Here is a 21343-nt window from a genome sequence, read left to right as displayed (position 1 = left end):
GGTTTTCTCAAGGGCGCTGGCGCAGGCACAGCGGCCAAACGCGCGTATTGTTACATAAAAAACGCCTTCCGCGCCGATTTCAAGTGTGTGCCGGCGGGGGCGCGCCGAAGCCCGGCACCGGCGCGCGGCCGGACGCTGGCAGTTCGCCCGCCAGCCAGGCGTTGACGGCGTCGAGCGCGGGCGCCGCGAAGCCGTAGGTGAGCAGGGCCGGGGCGGCGATGTCGAGCGCCTGGTACGGGTTCCACAGCGCCAGGTGCAAATCGGGACGCCAGGTGCGGCGCGCATGTTCGCCATAGCGCAGGCGCGAGGTGGACGCCAGGAGGGTAAAACGGCCGTCCTGTGGCAGCGCGGTCCAGTCGAAGGCGTCGGCATCGGCGTATGTCAGCAGTTCGACGTCGTACAGGCGGCGCAGCGAGTCGGCCACCCGCGCCGCCGGCACGCCCGCTTCCGACACGCCGTCGCTGACCACGTCCTGCCTTACCACCAGGCGCAGCTTGGCGCCCGGAGCGGGGCGCTGCGGATCGCCATGCGCGGTCAGTGCCCGGCGCCAGCCTTCGGCCATTACCACCCGGTCGGCGGCGTCGTCCAAATAAGGTGGCTGGCCGCACGGGTAGTCGCATGCCAGCGCGGCCAGCCGCGCGAGCCGCTGCTGCACCTCATCGATCGGCAGTTCGCCCGAGGCGATGGCGGCGGCAATCGCCGCCAGGGTTTCTTCCTGCGTTTGCGGTGTGCCCAGCGCCATCACCATGTCGGCGCCGGCCGTGAGCGCGCGCACGGCCGCGTGGCCCACGCCGTAACGGTGCGCAATCGCATGCATGTCCATGCCGTCGGTGATGATGATGCCGCGATACTGCCACTGGTCGCGCAGCAGGTCGTGCAGGATGGCGCGCGACATGGTGGCGGGGTTATCGGCGTCGAGCGTCGGATAGACGATATGCGCGGTCATCATGGCTGGCGCATGTGCAGCGGCGGTGCGGAACGGCGCCAGTTCCAGCCGCTCCAATTCAGTCACCGGCTTGTCCACCGTGGGCAGGTCGCGGTGCGAATCGACGTTGGTGTCGCCATGGCCGGGGAAGTGCTTGACGCAGCAGGCCACGCCTTCCGCATGGCTGCCGGCCATCCAGGCCAGCGCCAGTTCGGCGGCGCGCTGCGGATCGGCGCCAAACGAGCGTTCGGCGATCACCGGGTTGTACGGGTTGTTGTTGAGGTCCAGTACCGGCGCGAAGTTCCAGTTGAAACCGAGCGACCTGATGGCGCGCGCCACCGCCGCCCCGGTGCGCTGCGCCAGGTCCGCATCGTCGGCCGCGCCCAGGCCCATGGCCGACGGCGGCGCCGGCACCCAGGTGGCGCGCACCACGGCGCCGCCTTCCTGGTCGATGGCGATCAGCGACTCCGGCCCCATCGCGGCGCGCAGGTCGGCCGTCAGTTTGGACAGCTGGGCGGCGTCGGACATATTGCCGCGAAACAGGCACACGGCGCGGATGCCGTTGGCCTTGATGAAGCTGGCGGTGGCGGCATCGAGCTCGGTGCCGGGGAAGCGGATCATGATCAGCTGGCCGGCCAGTTGGCGTAAATTGTTTTGGTGTAAATTGTTTAGGTCGGTCACAGTCGCTCGCCTTCTATGTACACGGCTTTGAGTTGCAGGTCGCGGTCCAGCACCACCAGGTCGGCCCAGGCGCCGGTCGCCAGGCGGCCCCGGTCGGGGAGGTCGAGGTAGTCAGCGGCGTAGGTGGATACGCGCGCCGAGGCGTCCGCCAGGTCGAGCCCGATCTTGACCAGGTTGCGCAGCGCCTGGTCCATGGTGAGCGCGCTGCCGGCCAGCGTGCCGTCGGGCAGGCGCACGCCGCCCAGGCATTTCATGACCACTTGCCGGCCCAGCATGTATTCGCCGTCGGGCATGCCGGTGGCGGCGGTGGAATCGGTCACGCAATAGAGTTTCGGGATGCAGCGCAGCGCGGTGCGGATCGCGCCCGGGTGCACGTGCAGCAGGTCGGGGATCAGTTCCGCGTACTGCGCATGGGCCAGCGCCGCGCCCACCATGCCCGGTTCGCGGTGGTGCAGGCCGGTCATGGCGTTGAACAGGTGGGTGAAGCCGTGGGCGCCGTGTTCCAGCGCCGCCTTGCCGTCTTCGTACGATCCGGCGGTGTGGCCAAGCTGTACCCGCATGCCGGCGTCCGCCAGCGCTTTGACCAGGTCCAGGTGGCCGGCAATTTCGGGCGCTACCGTGATCAGTTTTAACGGCGCCAGCGCTGCCAGGGCGCGCACGTCGGCCAGCGTGGCCGCGCGCGCGTAGTCGGGTTGCGCGCCGAGCTTGCCGGGGTTGATGTACGGCCCTTCCAGGTGGGCGCCCAGTACCCGTGCCTCGCCGGCGCCGCGCCGGGCGGCGGCGCGGCCGATGGCGGCCAGCGCCAGCTCGATGTCGTCGGGCGGGGCGGTCATGGTGGTGGCCAGCAGGCTGGTGGTGCCGTGGCGGGCGTGCAGGGCGGCGATGGTGCGCACGGCGTCGCCCGCTTCCATCACGTCCTTGCCGCCGCCGCCGTGCACGTGCAGGTCGATAAAGCCGGGCAGGATATAGTCGTCGGTGTTCGACGCCGGATCGACTGCGCCGCCTTTGACGGCGGCGATATGCGTATCGAAATCGATGTCGCCGTGCACCCAGCCCTGGGGGGTGAGGATATTGCCTGTGATTGCAGCGCGCATGGGAAGCACTCCGGTTATTGGTTCAGATGCTGGCGGATCAGCCGCAGCGCGCCATCGGCCGAATCGCCGCGCGCGGGCACCACGCGCGCCAGCAGCGCCGGCGGCAAATACGGGCGCAGCGGCGCGGCCAGTCCGCCGCACAGCGCGATCGGCAGCATGCCGTCGGCATCCAATGCGTGGGCCAGCCGCGCCACCTGGGTTCCCGCTGCCAGCAGGATGGCGCGGGCGGCGTCGTTCGAGGCGGCAAGTTGCAGCACCACCGGCGCCAGTTGCGCATACCTGGTTTGCGAGGCGCCGGCCAGCCATTGCTGGAGGATTTCACGTGCGGCCGGATCGCGTCGCCCGCCTGGCGCCACGCCGCACGCTTGCGCCACGGCGTCGGCAAACGCGTCTGCTGGCCGCCGGCCGTCGAAACTTTGCTGCATGTGATTGATGGCGTGCAGTCCGATCCAGGCGCCGCCCGCTTCGTCGCCGGACGGAAAACCCCAGCCGCCCACTTCCAGGTGGCGGCCATCGGCCAGCCTGACTTCGCCCACGCTGCCCGTGCCCAGCGCAATGATGGCGCCGGCCGCGCCGTCATGCGCGCCCAGCACGGTGGTGTGGCCGTCCGATGCCAGCGCCAGGCTGGCGTAGCCGGGATTGGCGGCGGTGAACTGCGCCGCCCATTGCCGGTTGTGCACGCCGGCCAGGCCCAGGCCGAGCGCGATCGCCGCGCGTGGCGCCAGCGGCAGGCCAGCGCTGGCAAAGGCGGCGGCGATGGCCTGTTCGACCGCGGTCCAGGCGTTGGTGATGCCGAGCGACAGGCCGGAAGGGCCGGCCATGCCGGCGCCGAGATGGACCGGTACGCCGGAAGCTTGGTGGGGGAGGTGGGCCAGGCAGGCGCGGGTGCCGCTGCCGCCGCCGTCCACGCCGATGAGAAATGCGATCATGCGGCACTATAGAGTGTGGCAAAGCGCGCTGTCAAAAGGTGTTTGGCCGGGTTTGAACGGCAAGCGATTCAATTTCTCGTGCGCGGCGCCGATAATGTCATAATGAAACCGCATAGCCATGGGCCAAGGACGGAGGACCACAGATGATCAAATACCTGGGAACCAAAAATACCAAGGATGGTGGGGTGCTGTATATTTTCCTGATTAACGGCTTGCAAAAAGAAATCCGCGAAGCCGCGCTCAAGCAGTATCCCGGTTGCTACGATGCCTTGCCGGCCACGGCCAAGGCCCGCATCAGCGCTAACCGTGCCTGGCTGTCGAAGACCTGAGCCGGTGATTGTTCCATCCTTCCTGCTGCGGCGCGGCGCGCTGGCGTTCGTTGCAATGTTGAGCCTGGCCGGTGGTTCGGCGCTGGCCCAAAACGTTCCCACCACGTTCGGCACCATCATCGGCAACGGTTTGCTGTGCCGTGACCAGACCGCCAATTTTTACTATTACGATTACCTGGTCAAGCATTTCGGCCCGGCCTACAAGCACGAAGGCGGCGCCTTCTGGTTCCGCACCGACGGCGCCAGCCTGTGGGGCCGCGAGATTTCCGAAGTGATGGTCAGCGACGATACCAGCACCTATATTTTCGTGGGCGCCGTGGCCGAAGCCACGCCCGAAGAACTGCAGCAGGCCATCATCACCCAGGTGGGTGTCCACCACATCCGCATCGACACGTCCGCCTACCCGGTGCGCGAGGCCAAGCCGGCCAGCCGCATCGTTTATTTCGACACCAAATCGAAAATCTACTGCGCCAAATACAAGCCACTGCCCCCGGTGCAACCTCCCCCAGTGCGCTCACGCCCCAAGTAGGAGCTAGAATACCGGCACGCGCACTCTCAAGGTTTTCATGTACACGCAATACTTCAACCTGAAACAATCGCCGTTCTCCATCGCGCCCGACCCGCGCTACCTGTTCATGAGCGAACGCCACCGCGAAGCGCTGGCGCACCTGCTTTATGGCATCGGCAGCGGCGGCGGTTTCGTGCTGCTCACCGGGGAAATCGGCGCCGGCAAGACCACGGTCTGCCGCTGTTTCATGGAGCAGATCCCCGAGAATTGCAAGCTTGGCTATATCTTCAACCCCAAGCTCACGGTCGAGGAACTGCTGCTGACCATCTGCGACGAGTTCGGCATCGATTTGCCGCCGCAGGGTGCTGGTGCGGTCAGCGTCAAGGGCTATGTCGATGCCATCAACGCGTATTTGCTGGCCAGCCACGCGCAGGCCAAGAACAATGTGCTGATCATCGACGAGGCGCAAAACCTGTCGGCCGAGGTGCTCGAGCAACTGCGCCTGCTGACCAATCTGGAAACCAGCGAACGCAAGCTGCTGCAAATCATCCTGATCGGCCAGCCCGAGTTGCGCACCATGCTGGCCCGGCCCGAGCTGGAGCAACTGGCGCAACGCGTAATCGCGCGTTACCACCTGGGTTCGCTATCAGAGGCCGAGACATCGGCCTATATCGAGCACCGGCTGGCGGTGGCCGGCGCGGCGGCGATTGCGCCGTTCCCACGCCGGTTGATGGGCCTGGTGCACACCCTGACCAAGGGCGTGCCGCGCCGTATCAACTTGCTGTGCGACCGCGCTTTGCTTGGGGCCTACGTGGAAAACCAGCCGCAAGTGTCGCGCCTCATCTTGCGGCGCGCTGCCGCCGAAGTGTTTGCCGGTGCCGACAGTGCCGGGTCGGGTGGGGCGGGCGGCGCTTTTGCGTCCGGTGCGCGCTGGCCGCTGGTGGCTGCCGGCGTGGCCGGTGGTGTCGTGCTCAGCGTGTTGCTATTGCAGTTTGCCGAGCGGCAGAAAACCAGCGCGCCGCCCCAGGTGGCGGCCGTGGCGGCGCCGAGCACGCCGGCAGCCGGTCACGGCAAGGCCAGCGACAATGGGCAGGAACCCGGCCCGGGCGCCGCGCGGGCGACGACAGGGGCCACGAGCGCGCTGGCATCGGCATCCTTGTCCGCTGCTGCGTCCGCGACGGCGACTTCTCCTGCCGAGTCTGGTGTAGCGACCGACAAGGCAGCCGCCTTGCGTCAACTGGCCGGTCTGTGGGGACTCACGCTGACCGACAGCGACCCCTGCAGCGCCGCTGCGCGCCTGAACCTGCGCTGCCTGCAAACCCGTGGCGGCCTGGATGAATTGCGCCAGCTCGACCGGCCCGCCGTGCTGACCTTGCGCGACAACCCGGTCATCCCCGGCTACGTGCTGCTGACCGCGCTCGATGCGAAGAACGCCACCATCACCGCGCCCGGTGGCCAGCCCGAGCGCGTGAGCGTGGCCGCGCTGGCTGCCCGACTCGACGGCGAATTCACGACGTACTGGCGCGCTCCTGCCAACTGGCGCGACCAGGTGGTGGCGGGCGACCGTGGCCCCGACGTCGATTGGCTGGCCCAGCGCCTGGCGCAGCTGTACGAACTGGCCGCGCCGAGGGAAAACCAGCCGCTCGACACTGCGCTGGTCCAGCGCCTGCGCCAGTTCCAGGGCGCGCAGCAGCTCAAGGCGGACGGCGTGGCCGGTCCGAAAACATTTATCAGGCTGTACCAACTGGGCCGCGTGCAAGAGCCGCGCCTGCTGGCGCAGTCTGCGGCCGGAGCGGGGAAATAATATGTCTTACATCCTGGAAGCGCTAAAAAAAGCGCAAGCCGAACGTCAACTCGGCAGCTCGCCCACTATCCACGCGCCCACCTTGCAGGCCGGTGCGCACACCGCTGCTTCCGGCCGCCTCAAAAAGCCGGTGGTGCTGGCGCTGGTGGCGATGGCGGTTGTCATCGTGGTGTTGCTGGTCTTGATGTTGCGGCAGGCATCGCTGGTGGCGCCTGCTGTCTCCAGCGCACCGGCTATGCCGGCTGGTTCCGTGGACGCTATTGCCTCCACGCCGCAGCAACCGGGGCCGGCGCCACAACCGCCAGCGGCACTGCCAGAACCGGTCACGGCGCTGCCGGAACCAGTTACCGCGCTGCCGCCACCGGTCGCCACGGTGACGACGCCGCTGGCGCAACCTTCGACGTCGCCGGCAAAATCCTCGACCTCGCTCGGGCAATCGTCAGCCGCCCTGGCGCAGTCGCCAATGCCGCCGACGCAATCGCCCACCCCGCAGGGGAGGCTCTCGACGCAGGCGGCCGCATCGATAGCCTCCCCAGCCGTGGCTGCCACGCCTGCGCCAGCCACTGCCGCCAGGGTGGAGGAGCCCGTACTCAATCTGCGCGAACTGCCTGAACCGATACAGCGCGCAATTCCCCCGGTGACGGTGGGCGGCTACATCTATTCCAGGAATGCCGCCGACCGGCTGCTGCTGGTGGACAAGATCCTGCGCCGCGAAGGCGAAGAGGTAGCGCCGGGCCTGTTGCTGGAAAAGCTGAACCCGAAAGAAGCCGTGTTCAATTACAAAGGTTACAGGTACCGCGTTCCATACTGAAGAATCTCCCCGCAGGAATGAGGCGCTGCTTGCCCACGTTACCGAGGCATCGCGATCCGCTACCTCCTCCCTACCGGAATAGATTCTAAATTGTCATCAAAGCGTCACGGTGCGGTGATAACTTGATCCCATTGCAAACATTGCAGGGGGTGACCATGAAATACCTGACGCTGCTGCCTTTCCTGATCGCTGCCGCCATGACCATGCCGCGTGCCCATGCGGCGGTCCACACGGTGTACACCGCCATCGACAGCGAACCGAGCACCTACATTACGGCGCTGGTGTGCCTGCTGCTGATCCTGCTGGCGAATGGCCGCTCGCACAACGACCGCTTTCGCCATCTGGACGAAGAGCAATAGGTCTTACGGTACCTGTCGCGTTGAATGTTGCTGCGTATAATGTGCGGCAATAGCAATGACGTTGCGGGGAGAGTTTTTCATGCATCAAGCAAGTTCCGCACCGCTGCGCCAGGTGCTGGGGGTGATCGGCACATCGGGCAGCGGCAAGACCACGCTGCTGGAATTCCTGATCGCGCAACTGGCGGACCGGGGTCTCAAGGTGAACGTGATCAAGCACAGCCACCACGACCTCGAGCTGGAACCACCGCGCAAGGACAGCGCGCGCCTGCGCATGGCGGGCGCGGCCGAGGTAATGGTGGCGTCGCCGTTCCGCTACGCCATCGTTCACGAGTTACGGGGCGCCCCCGAACCGACGCTGGAGGAGCAACTGGCGCGCCTGTCGCCAGCCGACCTGACCCTGCTCGAAGGCTTTAAAAAATACCCGATCGACAAGCTGGAAGTGTATCGCCGCGAACAGGGACGCGAGCCGCTGTATCCGCACGATGCGCACGTGGTGGCGGTGGCGTCCGATTTGCCGCGTCCGCAGGAGTTGCCGGACAGTACAGCCTGGCTGGACTTGAACGCGCCGCAAGACGTGCTGGACTGGCTGCTGGCGCTGGTGGAAAAAAAGCGTGTTGAAATCTCGCCGCCGGCCTAAAGTTCCGGCGCGGTCTTCCGTAAATAAGGGATACGCCTTAAAGGAGGACACCATGGACGTTTCCAACATTGCCCAGCTTGCAACCAGCATTTCCGACACCGGCAACAAACAGGCGGTGGGAATTGCCGTTTTGAAAAAGGCGCAGGATATCCAGGCGTCCAGCGCCAATGCGCTGATCGAGGCGATTCCGCCGGTGCCATCGGCGCCGCGACTACCTTCCAACCTCGGCAACACCATCAATACCACCGCCTGACAGCGGTGCCAGCGTCGGGCCTCCCATGCGGACAGGGCGCGCGGGGCTAGCCGTGGCAGCGTGATTGCTGCTACGCTGCGTCTGCACACCATTATCTTCGAGGAGAACCGACCATGAACCAACGCCACGCCATGATCGCCGCCGCCCTGGCAGCTGTTTGCACCGCCAGCACGGCCACTGCTGCCACCCCATCCATGGCCGGCTCGGCCGATACCGAAAAATGCTATGGCGTTGCCAAGGCCGGCCAGAACGATTGCGCCGCGGCGGACGGCTCGCATTCCTGCGCAGGCCAGGCCACGACCGATAACGCCCCGGTCGAATGGAAAAACGTTCCCAAGGGAACGTGCGATAAAGTCGGTGGCAAGACCACGCCACCTGCCAAGTAAGCAGTCCCTGCCTGTTTAACCGGCAATAAGTTGGCCAGTAATTCCGCCGCGCTTGCTTCTGGATCACGCGCCCTCGGCGTGGGCGTCGGCTTGCGCGCGCCGCACCACCGGCAGTTTCTCGACGACCGGCCGGCGGCGGACTGGCTCGAAGTTCATACCGAAAACTACCTCGACCAATCGGGCCGCGACTGGCATGTGCTGCAACAGTTGCGGCGCGATTATCCGGTCAGCCTGCATGGCGTGGGGCTGGGCCTGGGTTCGGCGCGCGGCTTTTCCATGCAGCACCTCGAGCGCGTCCGTGCGCTGGTGCGCAACATTGAACCGTGCCTGGTATCCGAGCACTTGTGCTGGGGCGCGGTCGGCGACCGTCACCTCAACGACCTGCTTCCTTTGATACTGGACGGCGCCGCGCTCGACCTGCTGTGCGACCGCGTGGACGAGGTGCAAAACGCATTGCAACGGCAACTGTTGCTGGAAAACGTTTCCACCTACGCCAGGTTCCATGGCGACAGCATGAGCGAGGCGCAATTCCTGGCCGCGCTGGCAGCACGCACCGGCTGCGGCCTGCTGCTCGACATCAACAACCTGTACGTCAACCAGTGCAACCACGGTGAAGACGCGCTCGAAGCGTTGCTCGCGATCGCCCCCGGCACGGTAGGCGAGCTGCACCTGGGCGGCCACCTGGTCACACCGCAGGCAGTGATCGACCACCACGGCGCCGCCGTCGCCGAGCCCGTGTGGCAGCTGTACGCCGCTGCCCTGGAGCGTTTCGGCGCCGTACCGACCCTGATCGAATGGGACACCGATATCCCGCCGCTGGCCGTGTTGCTGCACGAGGCGGCGAAGGCGAGGGCGCTGCAGCACAACCACCTGGTCGAAGCGGCGGCGTTTCCCAGCCACCATATGTCGCCGCAGCACAGCTACTTGCTTGCACCGGTGGCGCAACAGAATATCGTCACCTTGGTTGGACATGGTGCGGGCGATAGTGCGGCTGCTTCGGGTGTGGGCCGAAGCACAGCCGGTCCGGGCGCAGACGTCAATTCCGCCACACTTTCCTCGAACCAGCAACTGTTTGCCGACGCTTTGCTGAACCCGGACGCCGCGCCGCCGGCGCTGGCGTTATGGCGCGAGCATCCACACAATCGGCACCGGCTGGCGCTGTATCGCGGCAACCTGGCTGCCACCGCGACCAAGGCGCTGGCGGCTGCCTATCCCGTCGTGGCCGCGCTGGTCGGCGCCGAGTTCTTCGGCGCGCTGGCCCATGCCTATGTGCGGGCCCGGCCGTCGCACGATGGCGACCTCAATCGCTTCGGCGGCCAGCTGGGCGAATTCCTCGACGATTTTCCGCACGCGGCCCAATTGCCATACTTGGCCGACATGGCGCGCCTGGAATGGGGCGTGCACCGCGCCCACTACGCGGCCGACGCGAAACCTGTGACGGCGCAGCAACTGGGCGAGCTGGCGCCGGCGCAGCTGGAAGCAGCCCGACTGCGCCTGCACGACGCCTGCGTACCGATGCGGTTCGACTGGGCGGTGGTGTCGCTGTGGCTGGCGCACCAGCCGGCGCCCGCCAATGATTTTCCCGCCGACATGGCAGTGCAGGAAGCTGGCGTGGTGGCGCGCCCCGGCTGGCGCGTGCAGGTATTGCCGCTCGGGGCTGGCGGTTATGCCGCGCTGACGGTGTTGCGCGCGGGCGGCACTTTCGGGGCTGCGCTCGACGCGGCGTTCGACGTGGACGGGGATTTCGATGTGGCGGCGCAGTTGCGCCGGTGGCTGGACCTGCAACTGATCGTGGCAATAGAGCTCCTGACTGAACCTTCATAGCTGCGTTGCAGCTCCTTACCGTGCATACCGTCTGCGTCACTGCGCTTCGCTGTAGTACGTACCGTCTGCGTCGCTTTGCTGCGCTGTACGTCATACCGTCAGCATTACTGCGCCTTGCACAAAGGGGGAAAGCGCTTTAAGTTTCCCGGTGGAACGCGCGCAGCAGGCGGGCTTCGCCCGTGAGATCCTGGTGCAGCTGGTTGGCGCGTGCGGTCAGTTCCATCATGCGGCCGATATGGGCGTCCTCGAAGCGGGCCAGCTCTTCGGTGGCGGCCAGCAGCGCCTGCGCCAGCTTGGTGCGGGCAGTTTCGTACAAGGTGCCGTTGTATTGCGTGGTGTTCTTCAGCAATTCTTCGGCATTTTCGATTACTTCGCGCAGATCGCCAAGCAAGCGTTCCTGGGTGGGCTTGGCTGGTTGTGGACCGTCCATGACGTCCCCCTGTTCAATAAGCGTTTCAATATCAACGTTGGCGCCCGCCACAGACCGCAGCCGACCCCACACTATACGAGATGGGGACGCTGGCCGCGTTACGCGGTGTCATGGACCGCGCAGCGTTTTCAGCTTAGCGCATTATTGCCATAATGCAAGATAAATTATACGGGATCGACGCTGATACGGATGTCGCCCACGGTGACCTGTTGGCCGGCGCGGATCTTGGCGGTCTTGCGCAGTTCCTGCTTGCCGTCCACCTTGACGTCGCCACTGGCCACCATCATCTTGCCGGCGCCGCCGCTGTCGCACAGCCCCACTAGCTTGAGCAACTGATTCAACTCAACAAATTCCCCATTCAACTCAAAACTGACTTTCTGCATTTTTTCCTCTGATACCATGGTTTTCAAGTACGGGCTTCCGCCAGGATAGTGTAGCGGTATTCCGACAGGCGCACAGTTTACCGTGCAACTCGTATTTGCCAGCAAGAAAAACTGGTAGTCTGAGTTATACCTCTTTACGTTGAGTGCTGTTCTACCCTTGAGGTGGCATCATGAACAAGCTTTCGATGGTCATCACCGTGGCCGGCTGGTCTTGCTGTGGCACCGCAGCGGCGGCCGATACGCCGCTACCGCTGCTGGTCCAGCCCAGCGAGGCGCGCGCCGATTTCCGGCCGCTGCTGGCCGATCGCAACCGTCGCTATTCGAGCATCGCGGAATTCGAAACCCATATGGGCAGAGCGGTAGGCGCGGTGACCGCCGGCATCTTGCGCGAAACCGGCCCGGGCGCCGAACGCAACACGGCGCTGGCGCTGCGAGCGCGGCCCACCACGGCTTTTACTTCGTTATCGATGGGGTATTCGGTCACGCCGCGCAGTTCGGTGATGGCGATGGCCACCTACGGCAAGACCGACGGCTACGGCAGCCCGGACAGCCTGATGGCGCAAGTGTCTTCGGTGCGCACGGTGGCGTTCAGCGTCGGCTGGACCACGCGCGAAATTTTCGATAACCGCGACCGCATCGGCATCACGGTGTCGGTGCCGGCCAAGGTGCGCACCGGCGTCCAGCAGGGCAGCGGCCAGGCCGCCTACATGGGCAGCCAAGCCTTCGGCGCCCCGGCCCTCAATCTGCAACCGACCGCCACCGAGCGCGATATCGAATTCGGCTACAGCACCATGGTTGGCCGCAGCCGCGATGGGCGCGGCGGCAAGGTGACCGGCGCCGTGATGTTGCGCTTCAACCCCGGTCACGACGCCAACGCCGCGCCGGACTGGCTGGCCGGCGTGCGTTACTCGCACGGCTTTTGAGTCAATGAATAACGATCAGACCGGGCGAGTTATGTCGATCGGCTAGCGTCCGCTACTCGAAGGGATGCCATTAACCCGGGCGCGTCATGTCGATCGGCACAATCCACTGCTCGAACTGCTCCGCCGTCACGTAGTTCAGCGCCAGTGCGGCCTGCTTTAGCGTGGTGCCTTCGTGCTGGGCTTTCTTGGCGATGGTGGCCGCCTTGTCGTAGCCGATGTGCGGCGCCAGCGCGGTGACCAGCATCAGCGAGCGCTCCATCAGTTCGGCAATGCGGTCGCGGTTCGGCTCGATGCCATGCACGCAATGTTCCTCCAGGCTGCGCATGCCGTCGGCCAGCAGGCGCGCGCTTTGCAGGAAATTGTGCGCGATCAGCGGCTTGTACACATTCAACTCGAAGTTGCCCGAGGCGCCGCCCATGGTGATCGCCACGTCGTTGCCGAATACCTGGCAGCACAGCATGGTGACTGCTTCGCACTGGGTGGGATTGACCTTGCCCGGCATGATCGAGCTGCCCGGCTCGTTTTCTGGGATCGTGATTTCACCGAGGCCCGAGCGCGGACCGGAGGCCATCCAGCGTATGTCGTTGGCGATTTTCATCAGCGCTGCGGCCAGCGTTTTCAGCGCGCCGTGGGCCGAGAGCAGGGCGTCGTGGCCGGCCAGTGCGGCAAACTTGTTCTCGGCGGTGCGGAACGGCAGCGCCAGCGTGTGTTCCAGTTCGGTGGCGATGCGGGTCGCGTACTCCGGGTGGGCGTTCAGGCCCGTGCCTACCGCCGTGCCGCCGGCCGCCAGTTGCAGCACGCCGGGCAGGGCGGCCTGAATCGCGTGTTCGGCGAAGTCCAGGTGCGCCACGTAGCCCGAGAATTCCTGGCCCAGCGTGAGTGGCGTAGCGTCCTGCAAGTGGGTGCGGCCGATCTTGACGATGTCGGCAAAAGCCTCGGCCCTGGCGTGCAGACTGGCGCGCAACTGGCGCAGGCCCGGCAGCACGTTGTTGGCCAGCGCCAGGGCGGCGGCCACGTGGATGGCGGTGGGGAAGATGTCGTTCGAGGACTGGCCCTTGTTGACGTCGTCATTCGGGTGCAGGAGGCGAGATTCGCCGCGCACGCCGCCCATCAGTTCGGAGCCGCGGTTGGCCAGCACTTCGTTCATATTCATGTTCGATTGCGTGCCCGAGCCGGTTTGCCACACGGCCAGCGGGAACTCGGAGGGGTGCTGATTGGCCAGCACTTCGTCGGCGGCGCTGGTGATGGCGGTGGCCTTGGCGCCGTCGAGCAAGCCCAGGTCGAGATTGACGCGGGCGGCGGCGCGCTTGACGCTGGCCAGTGCGTGGATCAGCTCAAGCGGCATGCGCTCGGTGGAAATATGGAAATGCTCAAGGGAACGCTGGGTTTGCGCGCCCCATAATTGTTCAGACGGTACATCGATGGGACCAAAGCTGTCTTTTTCGCTACGGGTACTCATAAAGGTTCCTTTTTGGAAATGGCAATCATTCTCATCTGACATGCATCAAACAGTGTAGCGCACTTCGGAAAAATTTACTGAGGGCTACAAAAACTCGATTTCCAGCCGTTAATAGAGAAGATTCCCAGATGTCGCCTGGCGGCCTATCGATTATGCAACGCTTCTTCACTCACAATTTGCTTCGCCTGTTGGCCGTGCTGGCGCTGGCGGTCTTGGCGCCCACGCCGCACGCAGCCGAGCTGGGCGACGTCGCCGCGCGATCCTACATCGGCCAGCCGCTGTCGGCCGATGTCGAACTGCTGGCTGGCGATGGCGGCCCGGTGCAAGCCCGGCTGGCGCAGCTGGACGTCTATCGTGGCGCCAACATCACCATGAATCCGGCGCTGGCGTCGGTCAAGATGGCCGTGGTGCGGCGCGATGGGAAGGATGTCCTGCACATCTCCACCGCTGGTGCGGTCAATGCCGATTACGTGCACGTGTACGTGGAGTTGACTGCGGGCGGGCGGCGCGATATCCGCCTGGCCACGGTCTGGTTGCAGCCCGATCCCAATCCGGCGCCGCCACCGGTCCGGGTAGCGCCAGCGGTAACGGCGCCTGCCGTGGTTGCCGCCGCCGAGCCGGCAAAGGTGGCCGACAGCGCCGCACCGGCCGCTGCTGCGCGGCTGGTACGCGATCGCACGCGCCCGGCGCCGATGCCGTCGTTCCACGAATCGGAAGTGGGCGGGCCGGGCGGCTTGAAGGCTGCTGCGGCGCAGGCCCGGCCACCAGCGCTTGTGCCGGTGCGCGATATTCCTGAACGGATTTCCGAAGCGCTTGGTTCGCGCGTGATTGCGCCGGCCAAGACAGCCGAAAAACCTGCACCCAGGGCGGCAGGGACGCCGGTATCCAGTGCGGCCGCGGTGGCTGACAAGCCGCGCTCCGTCGCTGCCGAGACGCCGCTCCCCCAAGTGGCCGGCAGACCGGTCGGGAATGGCGCGACGAAGCCGGCTGACAAGCCAGCCGGGGCGGGCGATCCTAAGCTGACTGACAAGCGTGCCGGGGCTGGTACTCCTCAACCGCCAGGCAAGCCTGCCGTGATTGGAGCGCCTGAGCTGGCCGAAACACCTGCCGGGGCTGGCCCCCACAAGTCGGCAGGCAAGCCAGCGGCGGGACTGGCGTCAAAATCCGACACCAGGCATGGCGTCAAGCCGGAGACCGTTGTCGCCGGACCAGGCGCCAGTCAGCTGGCCATCACCGCCACCGCTGCACCACCGCCGCAAGTGGCGCAGGCGTTGTTGCCGATGCCGCCCCTGCCATTACCGGCCGGTGTGAAAAAAATGGCGGCGCCAGCAGCTTGCGCGCCGACCGGCGCCAGCGCCAAAGAGTGCCGAGCCCTCGACCTGCAGAGCCAGGCGCTGTCCACCAAGCTGGTGGAACTGGAAGGCAAAGTGAAGCAATTGCAAAGCGCGCTGGCCGGGTCCACCGGTGCGGCGGCTGCGGCGCAGGTGGCAAAGCAGGCCACCCCGGCGGCGGCGGCTGGCGCCAAGCCCGCCGCGCCGGCTGCCGCCACCAAGCCCTTGATTATCGCCTCCGGCATGAGCGATGCCCGGGCCGCCTCGGCGAACGTGCCGGTGGCCGCGAAGCAGCCCGCGGCACCAGACGCGGCTGCGGCGCCAGACTCACGGGGCGCAGCAAAGCAAGCCGAGACGCCAGGCACGCCGATCGCAGCGAAGGATGTCGCACCACGGGAGGCGTCGAAGACAGAAGCCGCCACCGCCAAAGCAGCTACCGCTGAATCAACTTCCGAAGAAGCAGCCGGCGCCGAAGCCGCCGCCCCGCCACCAGCGCCGGTGCAGCAACGCCGCGTGCTGCCCAAGCTGAAGTACAAAAAGGAAAAGCCGCCCGAGGAGCAGCCAAGCAAGCTGCCGCTGATTATCGGTGGCCTGGGCGTTGCCCTGCTGGCTGGCGCTGGTGCACTGTTCTACCTGCGCCGCAAGAAGTCGGGCGCGCCGCTGAAGATCTGGCAAGGCTTCCGCAAGAAGCAGGGCCCGACCGATGCGGCGGGCGACGATTTCCGCGAGGTACCGATGCCCAAATCAGCGGCCCCGGAACCGGCCGTGCAGTCCTGATGCGAGCATTTTTCGCATAAGTATATTACTTGAATCTCTGTCAAGGCTCTGACGAACTGGGGTATAGTTATCGACGCTTCCAAGCTTCGTCTTCCCATTTTGAAAGAGCCCCATGACTGCAGCCGACCTCCCATCGCAGGACCAACAACAGTACCAAGCGTTCAAACAGCTCGGTCTGAAACTCGATATGTCCCGTGGCAAGCCATCGCCGGAACAGCTCGACCTGTCGAATGCCTTGTTGAACGCCGTGGACGGTTACAAGGCCGCCGACGGCACCGACGGCCGCAACTACGGCGGCACCGTGGGCTTGCCGGAGGCGCGCGCACTGTTCGGCGAACTGCTCGATGTGCCGGCCGCGCAAGTGGTGGTCGATAGCAGCGCCAGCCTGTCGCTGATGCATGACGTGATCATGTACGCGCTCCTGAACGGCACGCCTGGCAATGCGCCGTGGGTACGCGAGCCGGTGACCTTCCTGTGCCCGGTACCGGGCTACGACCGCCACTTCGCCATCTGCGAAACGCGCGGCATCAAGATGATCAACGTGCCGATGAATGACGACGGCCCGGACATGGACCTGGTGGAAAAACTGGTAGCCGAGGATGCCAGCATCAAGGGCATGTGGTGCGTGCCGAAGTACAGCAACCCGGGCGGCGTGGTGTATTCCGACGCCGTGGTGCAGCGTCTGGCCGCGATGAAAACCGCCGCCCCCGACTTCATCCTGATGTGGGACGACGCCTATCGCTTCCACCACCTGGGTGCTGAAAAGCTGGAAGTGTTGAGTATTCTCGAAGCGTGCGCCGCTGCCGGCCACCCGGACCGCGCCTTCGTGTTCGCGTCGTCATCGAAGGTGACCTGGGCCGGTTCGGGCATTGCCGCGCTGGCGTCGTCGCCGGCCAATATCGCCTGGTGGACCAAACATTCGGGTATCCGCAGCATCGGCCCGGACAAGATCAACCAGCTGCGCCACGTGCGCCTGCTGAAAGACTTGCCCACCGTGGAAGCGCTGATGGAGCAGCACGCCGCGCTGCTGAAACCCAAGTTCGACGCCGTGCTGGCGCAATTCGAACAATACCTGGGCAATGTGCCGGGCGTGAGCTGGACCCGTCCGCAAGGCGGCTACTTCATCGACCTGGTCACCCCCGACGGCGCCGCCAAGCGCACGGTCGCACTGGCCAAGGAAGCGGGCATTACCCTGACGCCAGCCGGCGCTGCTTTCCCGTACGGTAACGATCCAAAAGATCGCCACATCCGCATCGCGCCGAGCTTCCCGTCGCTCGACGAAATCACCAAGGCCGCGCAGGGGATTGCGTTGTCGTTGCGCGTGGCGTTGGCAGGCTGATGGTCTGAAGCAGCGAGCCCAAACGAAAAAAGCGCCTCACGAGGCGCTTTTTGCTGGGCGGGCCATTTTATTGGCGGGCCATGCCGGGGACGGTGTTCATCCACGGATCGGCCAGGTCGCGGATTTCGCGGTCGTTGGCCAGGATTTGTTTGAGCAGGTCGATCTTGCGCAGGCGCGGCGCGCCGTCGAGGGCAGGGACGCCGGTGGCCGTGGCGCGGGCCGCGCTGGTGCATTGGGTTTCCAGTTTGCCGACGCCGTCCCAGTCGCCCATGCGCGCGGCGGCAGCCATCTGGGTGCTCAGGGCTGCAATGTTTTCGTACATAGCGAGGACTTCGGAAGTGTTCATCAGTTCACCTGGAAAGTTGCGACATCAAGGCGGATTACCGCATGTCTTGATTAACGTCCACTTAAACGGGAACTTGAGGGCAAAATCGAAATAATTTGAAAAAAGATGAAAAAAAAGCTGCCGGACCGAAATCAGGCAGCTTTGCTTATGAAATGTTGTCGCTTATTTCACGAGTTCTTCCAGGCCGGCCGACAGTTCGTCCGGTGATGGCATGTCGTCGATCAGGGCGTCGTCGTCCAGTCCCAGCTCTTCGGCCAGTTCGGTCGGGTAGCAGGCGGCGATTTCTTCGGCGGTCAAGCCAGCTTGCTCCACGCGTGCGCGCCAGGCGGCCAGCGAGACGACCGCAGCCAGGCGATTGAGTTCGCCATCCTTGTGCGGCTCGGGGAAGGCCACGATGGTTTCAGCAAACGCTTCCGGGAATTTCCAGCGACGGGCCAGTTCGGCGCCAACGTCGGCAAAGGTGTAGCCGAATGACGCCACTTCGGCGTCCAGGCGGCGCGAGTCCATCGGACCGGCCACCTTATCGAGGGCCATCGCCTTTTCCGGCATGGCCGAATGGATAACCAGCTGGCCGATCGCGTGCATCATGCCGATGGTGAAGGCGAGGTCGGTGTTTTCCTTGGTCTTCTTGGCGATCCACTTGGCCGACACTGCGGTGTGCAGGCTGTAGCGCCAGAATTGCTTGAGGTCGAGGCCGGGTACGGTCTTGAAGCCGCTGACCAGGCCCGAGCTGATGACCAGCGTGCGCACCGTGACGAAACCGAGCATCAGCACCGCATCTTCCACCGTGCCGATGCTGCGCGAGACGTGGTAGTAGGCCGAGTTGGCCAGGCGCAGCAGCTTGGCGCTCAACACCGGGTCCGTCGACAGCTTCTTGGCGATCTCCTCGGTGGAGACGCTGGCCTTGTCGAAGCTGCTGATCAGTTCTTCGACGACTTTCGGGGCGGTGGGCAACGCGGTCGGATTCTGGAACAGTGCATCAAGTTTCATCGGGTATCTCCTGGTTGTTCCTGTTTATGGGCACGTTGCTATAGGTTAACTATATAGCGATTCGTCATCGGAAAGAAGCCTTTTGATGCCCGACCGTATCTTTTCTGCCGACCGCCGTTTTACATTTGGGTGGGCGACCGCACAGAAGCTCAGCCACGACCGGACTACAGTGGAACCCATGCACACAGCGTTGTGTGTCCCGTAGCTTCAACATTGACCCAAGGAGTGCATCATGAACGAAGATCAAGTCAAAGGTAAGGCGAAGGAAATCGGCGGCAAAATCCAGGAAGGCGCCGGTAAAATGGTCGGTTCGTCCGAACAGCAGGCCAAGGGCCTGAACAAGCAAGCCGAAGGCAAGCTGCAGAAAAACGTTGGCGACGCCAAGGAAGCCATCGACGACACCCTCAAGGGTAACCGCAACTAAGCACCGCTTAGGGTGCAGGTAAAACAAGGGCCGCATTTGCGGCCCTTTTGTCGTTCTGCTGGTTTATTCAGCTTTATTTCGTTGCTTCCGGCATCAGGTTCTTCTTGAAGAACGCTTCGATCATGCCGTACACGTGGCGCTGCGGCACCTTGCCCGAGATGCCGTGCTTGGCGCCAGGATAGGTCATCAGGTCGAACTGCACGTTGCGCGCCACCAGCGCGTCGATCATGCGCGTGGTGTTGGTGAACAGCACGTTGTCGTCGGCCATGCCGTGCACCAGCAGCAGTTTCGATTTCAACCCATCGACGTGCGAGAACACGCTGCCCGACTTGTAACCGGCCACGTTCAGTTTTGGCGTGCTCATGAAGCGCTCGGTGTAGTGGGTGTCGTACAGCGACCAGTCGGTGACCGGCGCTACCGATACGCCCATGGCGATCTTGTCCGAACCCTGCGACAGCAGGCGCAAGGTCATGAAGCCGCCGTAGCTCCAGCCGAATACGCCGATGCGTTTCGGATCGATGAAGCTCTGCTGGCTCAGCCACTCGATGCCGGTCAGCTGGTCTTCCACTTCCGCGCGGCCCATGTCGAGGTAGATCGGGTCGGTAAAGGCGCGTTCGCGGCGGCTCGAACCACGGTTGTCGAGGCGCCACACCACGAAGCCCTGCTGCGCCATGTACTGGTCAAACAGGTTGCCCCACTTGCGCGAAACGTGCTGCGCACCGGGACCGCCGTAGGTGGACAGGTACACCGGGTATTTCTTGGCCGGATCGAAGCCAGATGGCTTGGTGATCGAGTAGTACATGGTCTGGCCGTCTTTCGACTTGATGGTGCCGTATTCGGGGCGCAGGTGCGCGTCGAGATACTTCGCATACGGGTGGCTGGCGTTCAGTTCATTGTGCTCGAGCCAGCTGATCATGGTGCCGTCGGGACGGCGAATGCTGACCTGCGGTGGCGTGTTCGGATCGGAATAGGTATCGACAAACACTTCGCCATTGCCGGCGAAGTTGGAATCGTGCCAGCCGTCGCCCTGGGTGATGCGGGTAGGCTTGTCGGCAGTGGAGCCGTCGAGCTTGAGCGCGTAGGTCTGGCTGTCGATCACCGCGTCGCGGTTCGATTGCACGAACACGCGGCCGGTTTTTTCATCGACGGCCAGCAGCCGCTCGACGCCCCATTCGCCGCTCGAAATCGGGTGCAGCAGCTTGCCGTTCATGTCGTACAGGTACAGGTGCTTGCGACCGGTGCGTTCCGACGACCACACAAAACCTTTACCCTTGGCCAAAAAGCGCAGGTCTTCGAAAATGTTGACCCAGGTTTGCGAGGTTTCGGTGATCAGGGTGCGCTGTGCCAGCGTGGCGGCATCGACCGAGATCAGTTCGAGTTTCTTCTGGTCGCGGCTCTGGCGCTGGAACAGCAGGGCTTTGCTGTCGCTGCTCCAGTCGGCGCGCACCAGGTAGATGTCCTGTTCCGTGCCCAGGTCGACGTTGCGGATTTCGCCGCCGTTGGGCGAGACGATTTTCAGCTGCACGGTGGCGTTCGGGTCGCCAGCGGCAGGGTAGCGCTGGTCGATCACGTCGGTGCGGTCGGCGTAAATTTCAAAGCGGCGCACCACCGGCACTTGCGCTTCGTCGTAGCGCTTGAAGGCGATGGCGGAATCGTCCGGCGCCCAGTAGTAGCCGGTGGTCTGGTGCATTTCTTCCTGCGCCACGAACTCGGCTTCGCCGTTGTGGATGGTGCCGGCGCCGTCGGTGGTCAGCTGGCGCTCCTGGTTATTGCTCAGGTCGATCACGAACAGGTTCTGGTCGCGCACGAACGACAGGTAGCGGCCTTTGGGCGAGATTTTCGGATCGAGCACATTGCCCTTGGCGACCAGGCGGGCGGCATCGGGCTTGGCGGCGTCGATCAGGTACAGGTTGCCGGCGATCGGCACCAGCAGCTGCTTGCCGTCCGGCGACCAGCTGTAGTTGAGGATGCCCTTGAGGGCGGCCGTGCGGGCGCGTTCGCGGCGCGCTTTTTCAGCGTCGGACAGGTTCTCTTCCGGCACCAGGGTTTTCGAGTCGACCAGGCGGTGCGTCGATTTGTTCTTCAGGTTGTATTCCCACAGGTCGAGCTGGAACTGGTTGTCGTCGCGGCCCTTGAGGAAGGTGACGCGGGCGCCATCGGGCGACACTTTCAGGTTGCGCACGCCGGGGCCGCTGAGCGACGGATCGGAGTGGATGCGGTCCAGGGTGAGTTTCTCGGCGGTGGCGTGGCCGCCGGCCAGCATGGCGCAAAGCGTGATTGGTGCGAGAATAAAGCGCATTGAAGAATGTCTCGGAAATTGGGCAATCCGTGACGATACCAGACTGTACCAATCGTGGCGAGGTAGCAATGTTCTGAATAAAACGGTCAATACCGTTTATAG

The 21343-nt window shown here is 64.6% G+C and carries 22 protein-coding genes; 13 read left to right on the top strand and 9 right to left on the bottom strand.

Annotated elements, in window-relative coordinates:
- Positions 1–79 precede the first annotated feature (79 nt).
- Genes nagZ through ASF04_RS00170 form a run of 3 tightly spaced genes read right to left on the bottom strand, consistent with a single transcriptional unit; the run spans position 80 to position 3629 of the window.
- Positions 80–1606 (bottom strand): beta-N-acetylhexosaminidase, encoded by a 1527-nt coding sequence (nagZ, locus tag ASF04_RS00180; RefSeq protein ID WP_082488383.1) that lies wholly within the window; start codon positions 1604–1606, stop codon positions 80–82.
- On the bottom strand, positions 1603–2700 hold the full coding sequence (nagA, locus tag ASF04_RS00175; RefSeq protein ID WP_056137308.1) for an N-acetylglucosamine-6-phosphate deacetylase: 1098 nt from the start codon (positions 2698–2700) through the stop codon (positions 1603–1605). Before nagA ends, nagZ begins: the two co-directional genes overlap by 4 nt.
- A gap of 14 nt (positions 2701–2714) precedes the next feature.
- Positions 2715–3629, bottom strand: coding sequence for a BadF/BadG/BcrA/BcrD ATPase family protein (locus tag ASF04_RS00170; protein WP_056137306.1), 915 nt, complete (start codon positions 3627–3629; stop codon positions 2715–2717).
- A gap of 143 nt (positions 3630–3772) precedes the next feature.
- On the opposite strand from ASF04_RS00170, the gene ASF04_RS00165 reads away from it, so the two are divergent.
- From ASF04_RS00165 to ASF04_RS00125, 9 genes are all read left to right on the top strand, one after another.
- Positions 3773–3958, top strand: a complete 186-nt coding sequence (locus ASF04_RS00165) for a hypothetical protein (protein ID WP_019921725.1) — start codon at positions 3773–3775, stop codon at positions 3956–3958.
- A gap of 4 nt (positions 3959–3962) precedes the next feature.
- Positions 3963–4487 carry a hypothetical protein gene (locus ASF04_RS00160; RefSeq protein ID WP_082488378.1) on the top strand — a complete coding sequence of 175 codons (525 nt, stop codon included), beginning with the start codon at positions 3963–3965 and terminating at the stop codon, positions 4485–4487.
- 37 nt (positions 4488–4524) lie between these two features.
- Positions 4525–6270 carry an AAA family ATPase gene (locus tag ASF04_RS00155; protein WP_056137304.1) on the top strand — a complete coding sequence of 582 codons (1746 nt, stop codon included), beginning with the start codon at positions 4525–4527 and terminating at the stop codon, positions 6268–6270.
- Between the two features lies 1 nt (position 6271).
- Positions 6272–7081: a general secretion pathway protein GspB gene (locus ASF04_RS00150; protein WP_056137299.1), complete on the top strand. Its 810-nt coding sequence runs from the start codon at positions 6272–6274 to the stop codon at positions 7079–7081.
- Between the two features lie 155 nt (positions 7082–7236).
- Positions 7237–7440, top strand: coding sequence for a hypothetical protein (locus tag ASF04_RS00145; RefSeq protein ID WP_019921729.1), 204 nt, complete (start codon positions 7237–7239; stop codon positions 7438–7440).
- 79 nt (positions 7441–7519) lie between these two features.
- Positions 7520–8077, top strand: coding sequence for a molybdopterin-guanine dinucleotide biosynthesis protein B (gene mobB, locus ASF04_RS00140; RefSeq protein WP_056137297.1), 558 nt, complete (start codon positions 7520–7522; stop codon positions 8075–8077).
- Positions 8078–8129: 52 nt separating this feature from the next.
- A complete protein-coding gene (locus tag ASF04_RS00135) occupies positions 8130–8330 on the top strand; it encodes a YjfB family protein (protein ID WP_019921731.1) in 201 nt (66 codons plus the stop codon).
- Positions 8331–8443: 113 nt separating this feature from the next.
- The gene (locus ASF04_RS00130) at positions 8444–8716 is read left to right on the top strand and encodes a DUF2282 domain-containing protein (RefSeq protein ID WP_056137295.1); all 273 of its coding nucleotides are present in this window, start codon (positions 8444–8446) and stop codon (positions 8714–8716) included.
- A 30-nt stretch (positions 8717–8746) separates the two neighbouring features.
- Complete coding sequence (locus ASF04_RS00125; RefSeq protein ID WP_373922113.1) at positions 8747–10540, top strand: DUF692 family multinuclear iron-containing protein; 1794 nt, start codon at positions 8747–8749, stop codon at positions 10538–10540.
- 136 nt (positions 10541–10676) lie between these two features.
- Here the strand turns inward: ASF04_RS00125 and ASF04_RS00120 are convergent, their stop codons facing one another.
- Positions 10677–10970 carry a hypothetical protein gene (locus tag ASF04_RS00120; RefSeq protein WP_056137291.1) on the bottom strand — a complete coding sequence of 98 codons (294 nt, stop codon included), beginning with the start codon at positions 10968–10970 and terminating at the stop codon, positions 10677–10679.
- 164 nt (positions 10971–11134) lie between these two features.
- Positions 11135–11353 (bottom strand): RNA-binding S4 domain-containing protein, encoded by a 219-nt coding sequence (locus ASF04_RS00115; RefSeq protein WP_026637265.1) that lies wholly within the window; start codon positions 11351–11353, stop codon positions 11135–11137.
- Positions 11354–11523: 170 nt separating this feature from the next.
- Here ASF04_RS00115 and ASF04_RS00110 point away from each other — a divergent pair, with 170 nt between their 5' ends.
- The gene (locus ASF04_RS00110; RefSeq protein WP_056137289.1) at positions 11524–12276 is read left to right on the top strand and encodes a hypothetical protein; all 753 of its coding nucleotides are present in this window, start codon (positions 11524–11526) and stop codon (positions 12274–12276) included.
- Positions 12277–12346: 70 nt separating this feature from the next.
- Here the strand turns inward: ASF04_RS00110 and fumC are convergent, their stop codons facing one another.
- A complete protein-coding gene (fumC, locus tag ASF04_RS00105; RefSeq protein WP_056137287.1) occupies positions 12347–13735 on the bottom strand; it encodes a class II fumarate hydratase in 1389 nt (462 codons plus the stop codon).
- 176 nt (positions 13736–13911) lie between these two features.
- On the opposite strand from fumC, the gene ASF04_RS00100 reads away from it, so the two are divergent.
- Both ASF04_RS00100 and ASF04_RS00095 read left to right on the top strand, forming a co-directional pair.
- On the top strand, positions 13912–15843 hold the full coding sequence (locus ASF04_RS00100) for a hypothetical protein (RefSeq protein WP_156368494.1): 1932 nt from the start codon (positions 13912–13914) through the stop codon (positions 15841–15843).
- Between the two features lie 112 nt (positions 15844–15955).
- Positions 15956–17182 (top strand): aminotransferase class I/II-fold pyridoxal phosphate-dependent enzyme, encoded by a 1227-nt coding sequence (locus tag ASF04_RS00095; RefSeq protein WP_056137284.1) that lies wholly within the window; start codon positions 15956–15958, stop codon positions 17180–17182.
- Positions 17183–17249: 67 nt separating this feature from the next.
- Here the strand turns inward: ASF04_RS00095 and ASF04_RS00090 are convergent, their stop codons facing one another.
- Positions 17250–17528, bottom strand: a complete 279-nt coding sequence (locus ASF04_RS00090) for a flagellar protein FliT (RefSeq protein WP_056137282.1) — start codon at positions 17526–17528, stop codon at positions 17250–17252.
- 162 nt (positions 17529–17690) lie between these two features.
- Entirely contained in the window at positions 17691–18518 is an 828-nt protein-coding gene (locus ASF04_RS00085; RefSeq protein ID WP_056137280.1) for an HDOD domain-containing protein, read from the bottom strand.
- Positions 18519–18750: 232 nt separating this feature from the next.
- Here ASF04_RS00085 and ASF04_RS00080 point away from each other — a divergent pair, with 232 nt between their 5' ends.
- A complete protein-coding gene (locus tag ASF04_RS00080) occupies positions 18751–18942 on the top strand; it encodes a CsbD family protein (protein ID WP_056137278.1) in 192 nt (63 codons plus the stop codon).
- 73 nt (positions 18943–19015) lie between these two features.
- Here ASF04_RS00080 and ASF04_RS00075 read toward each other — a convergent pair whose 3' ends face one another.
- Complete coding sequence (locus tag ASF04_RS00075; RefSeq protein WP_026637268.1) at positions 19016–21241, bottom strand: S9 family peptidase; 2226 nt, start codon at positions 21239–21241, stop codon at positions 19016–19018.
- Positions 21242–21343: the final 102 nt, after the last annotated feature.

The organism is Duganella sp. Leaf61 (assembly GCF_001421905.1).
In the GTDB taxonomy this organism is placed as follows: Bacteria; Pseudomonadota; Gammaproteobacteria; order Burkholderiales; family Burkholderiaceae_D; genus Rugamonas; species Rugamonas zoogloeoides.
The sequence above is the reverse complement of the archived record's forward strand: the minus strand, read 5'-3'. Positions and strand labels throughout refer to the sequence as shown.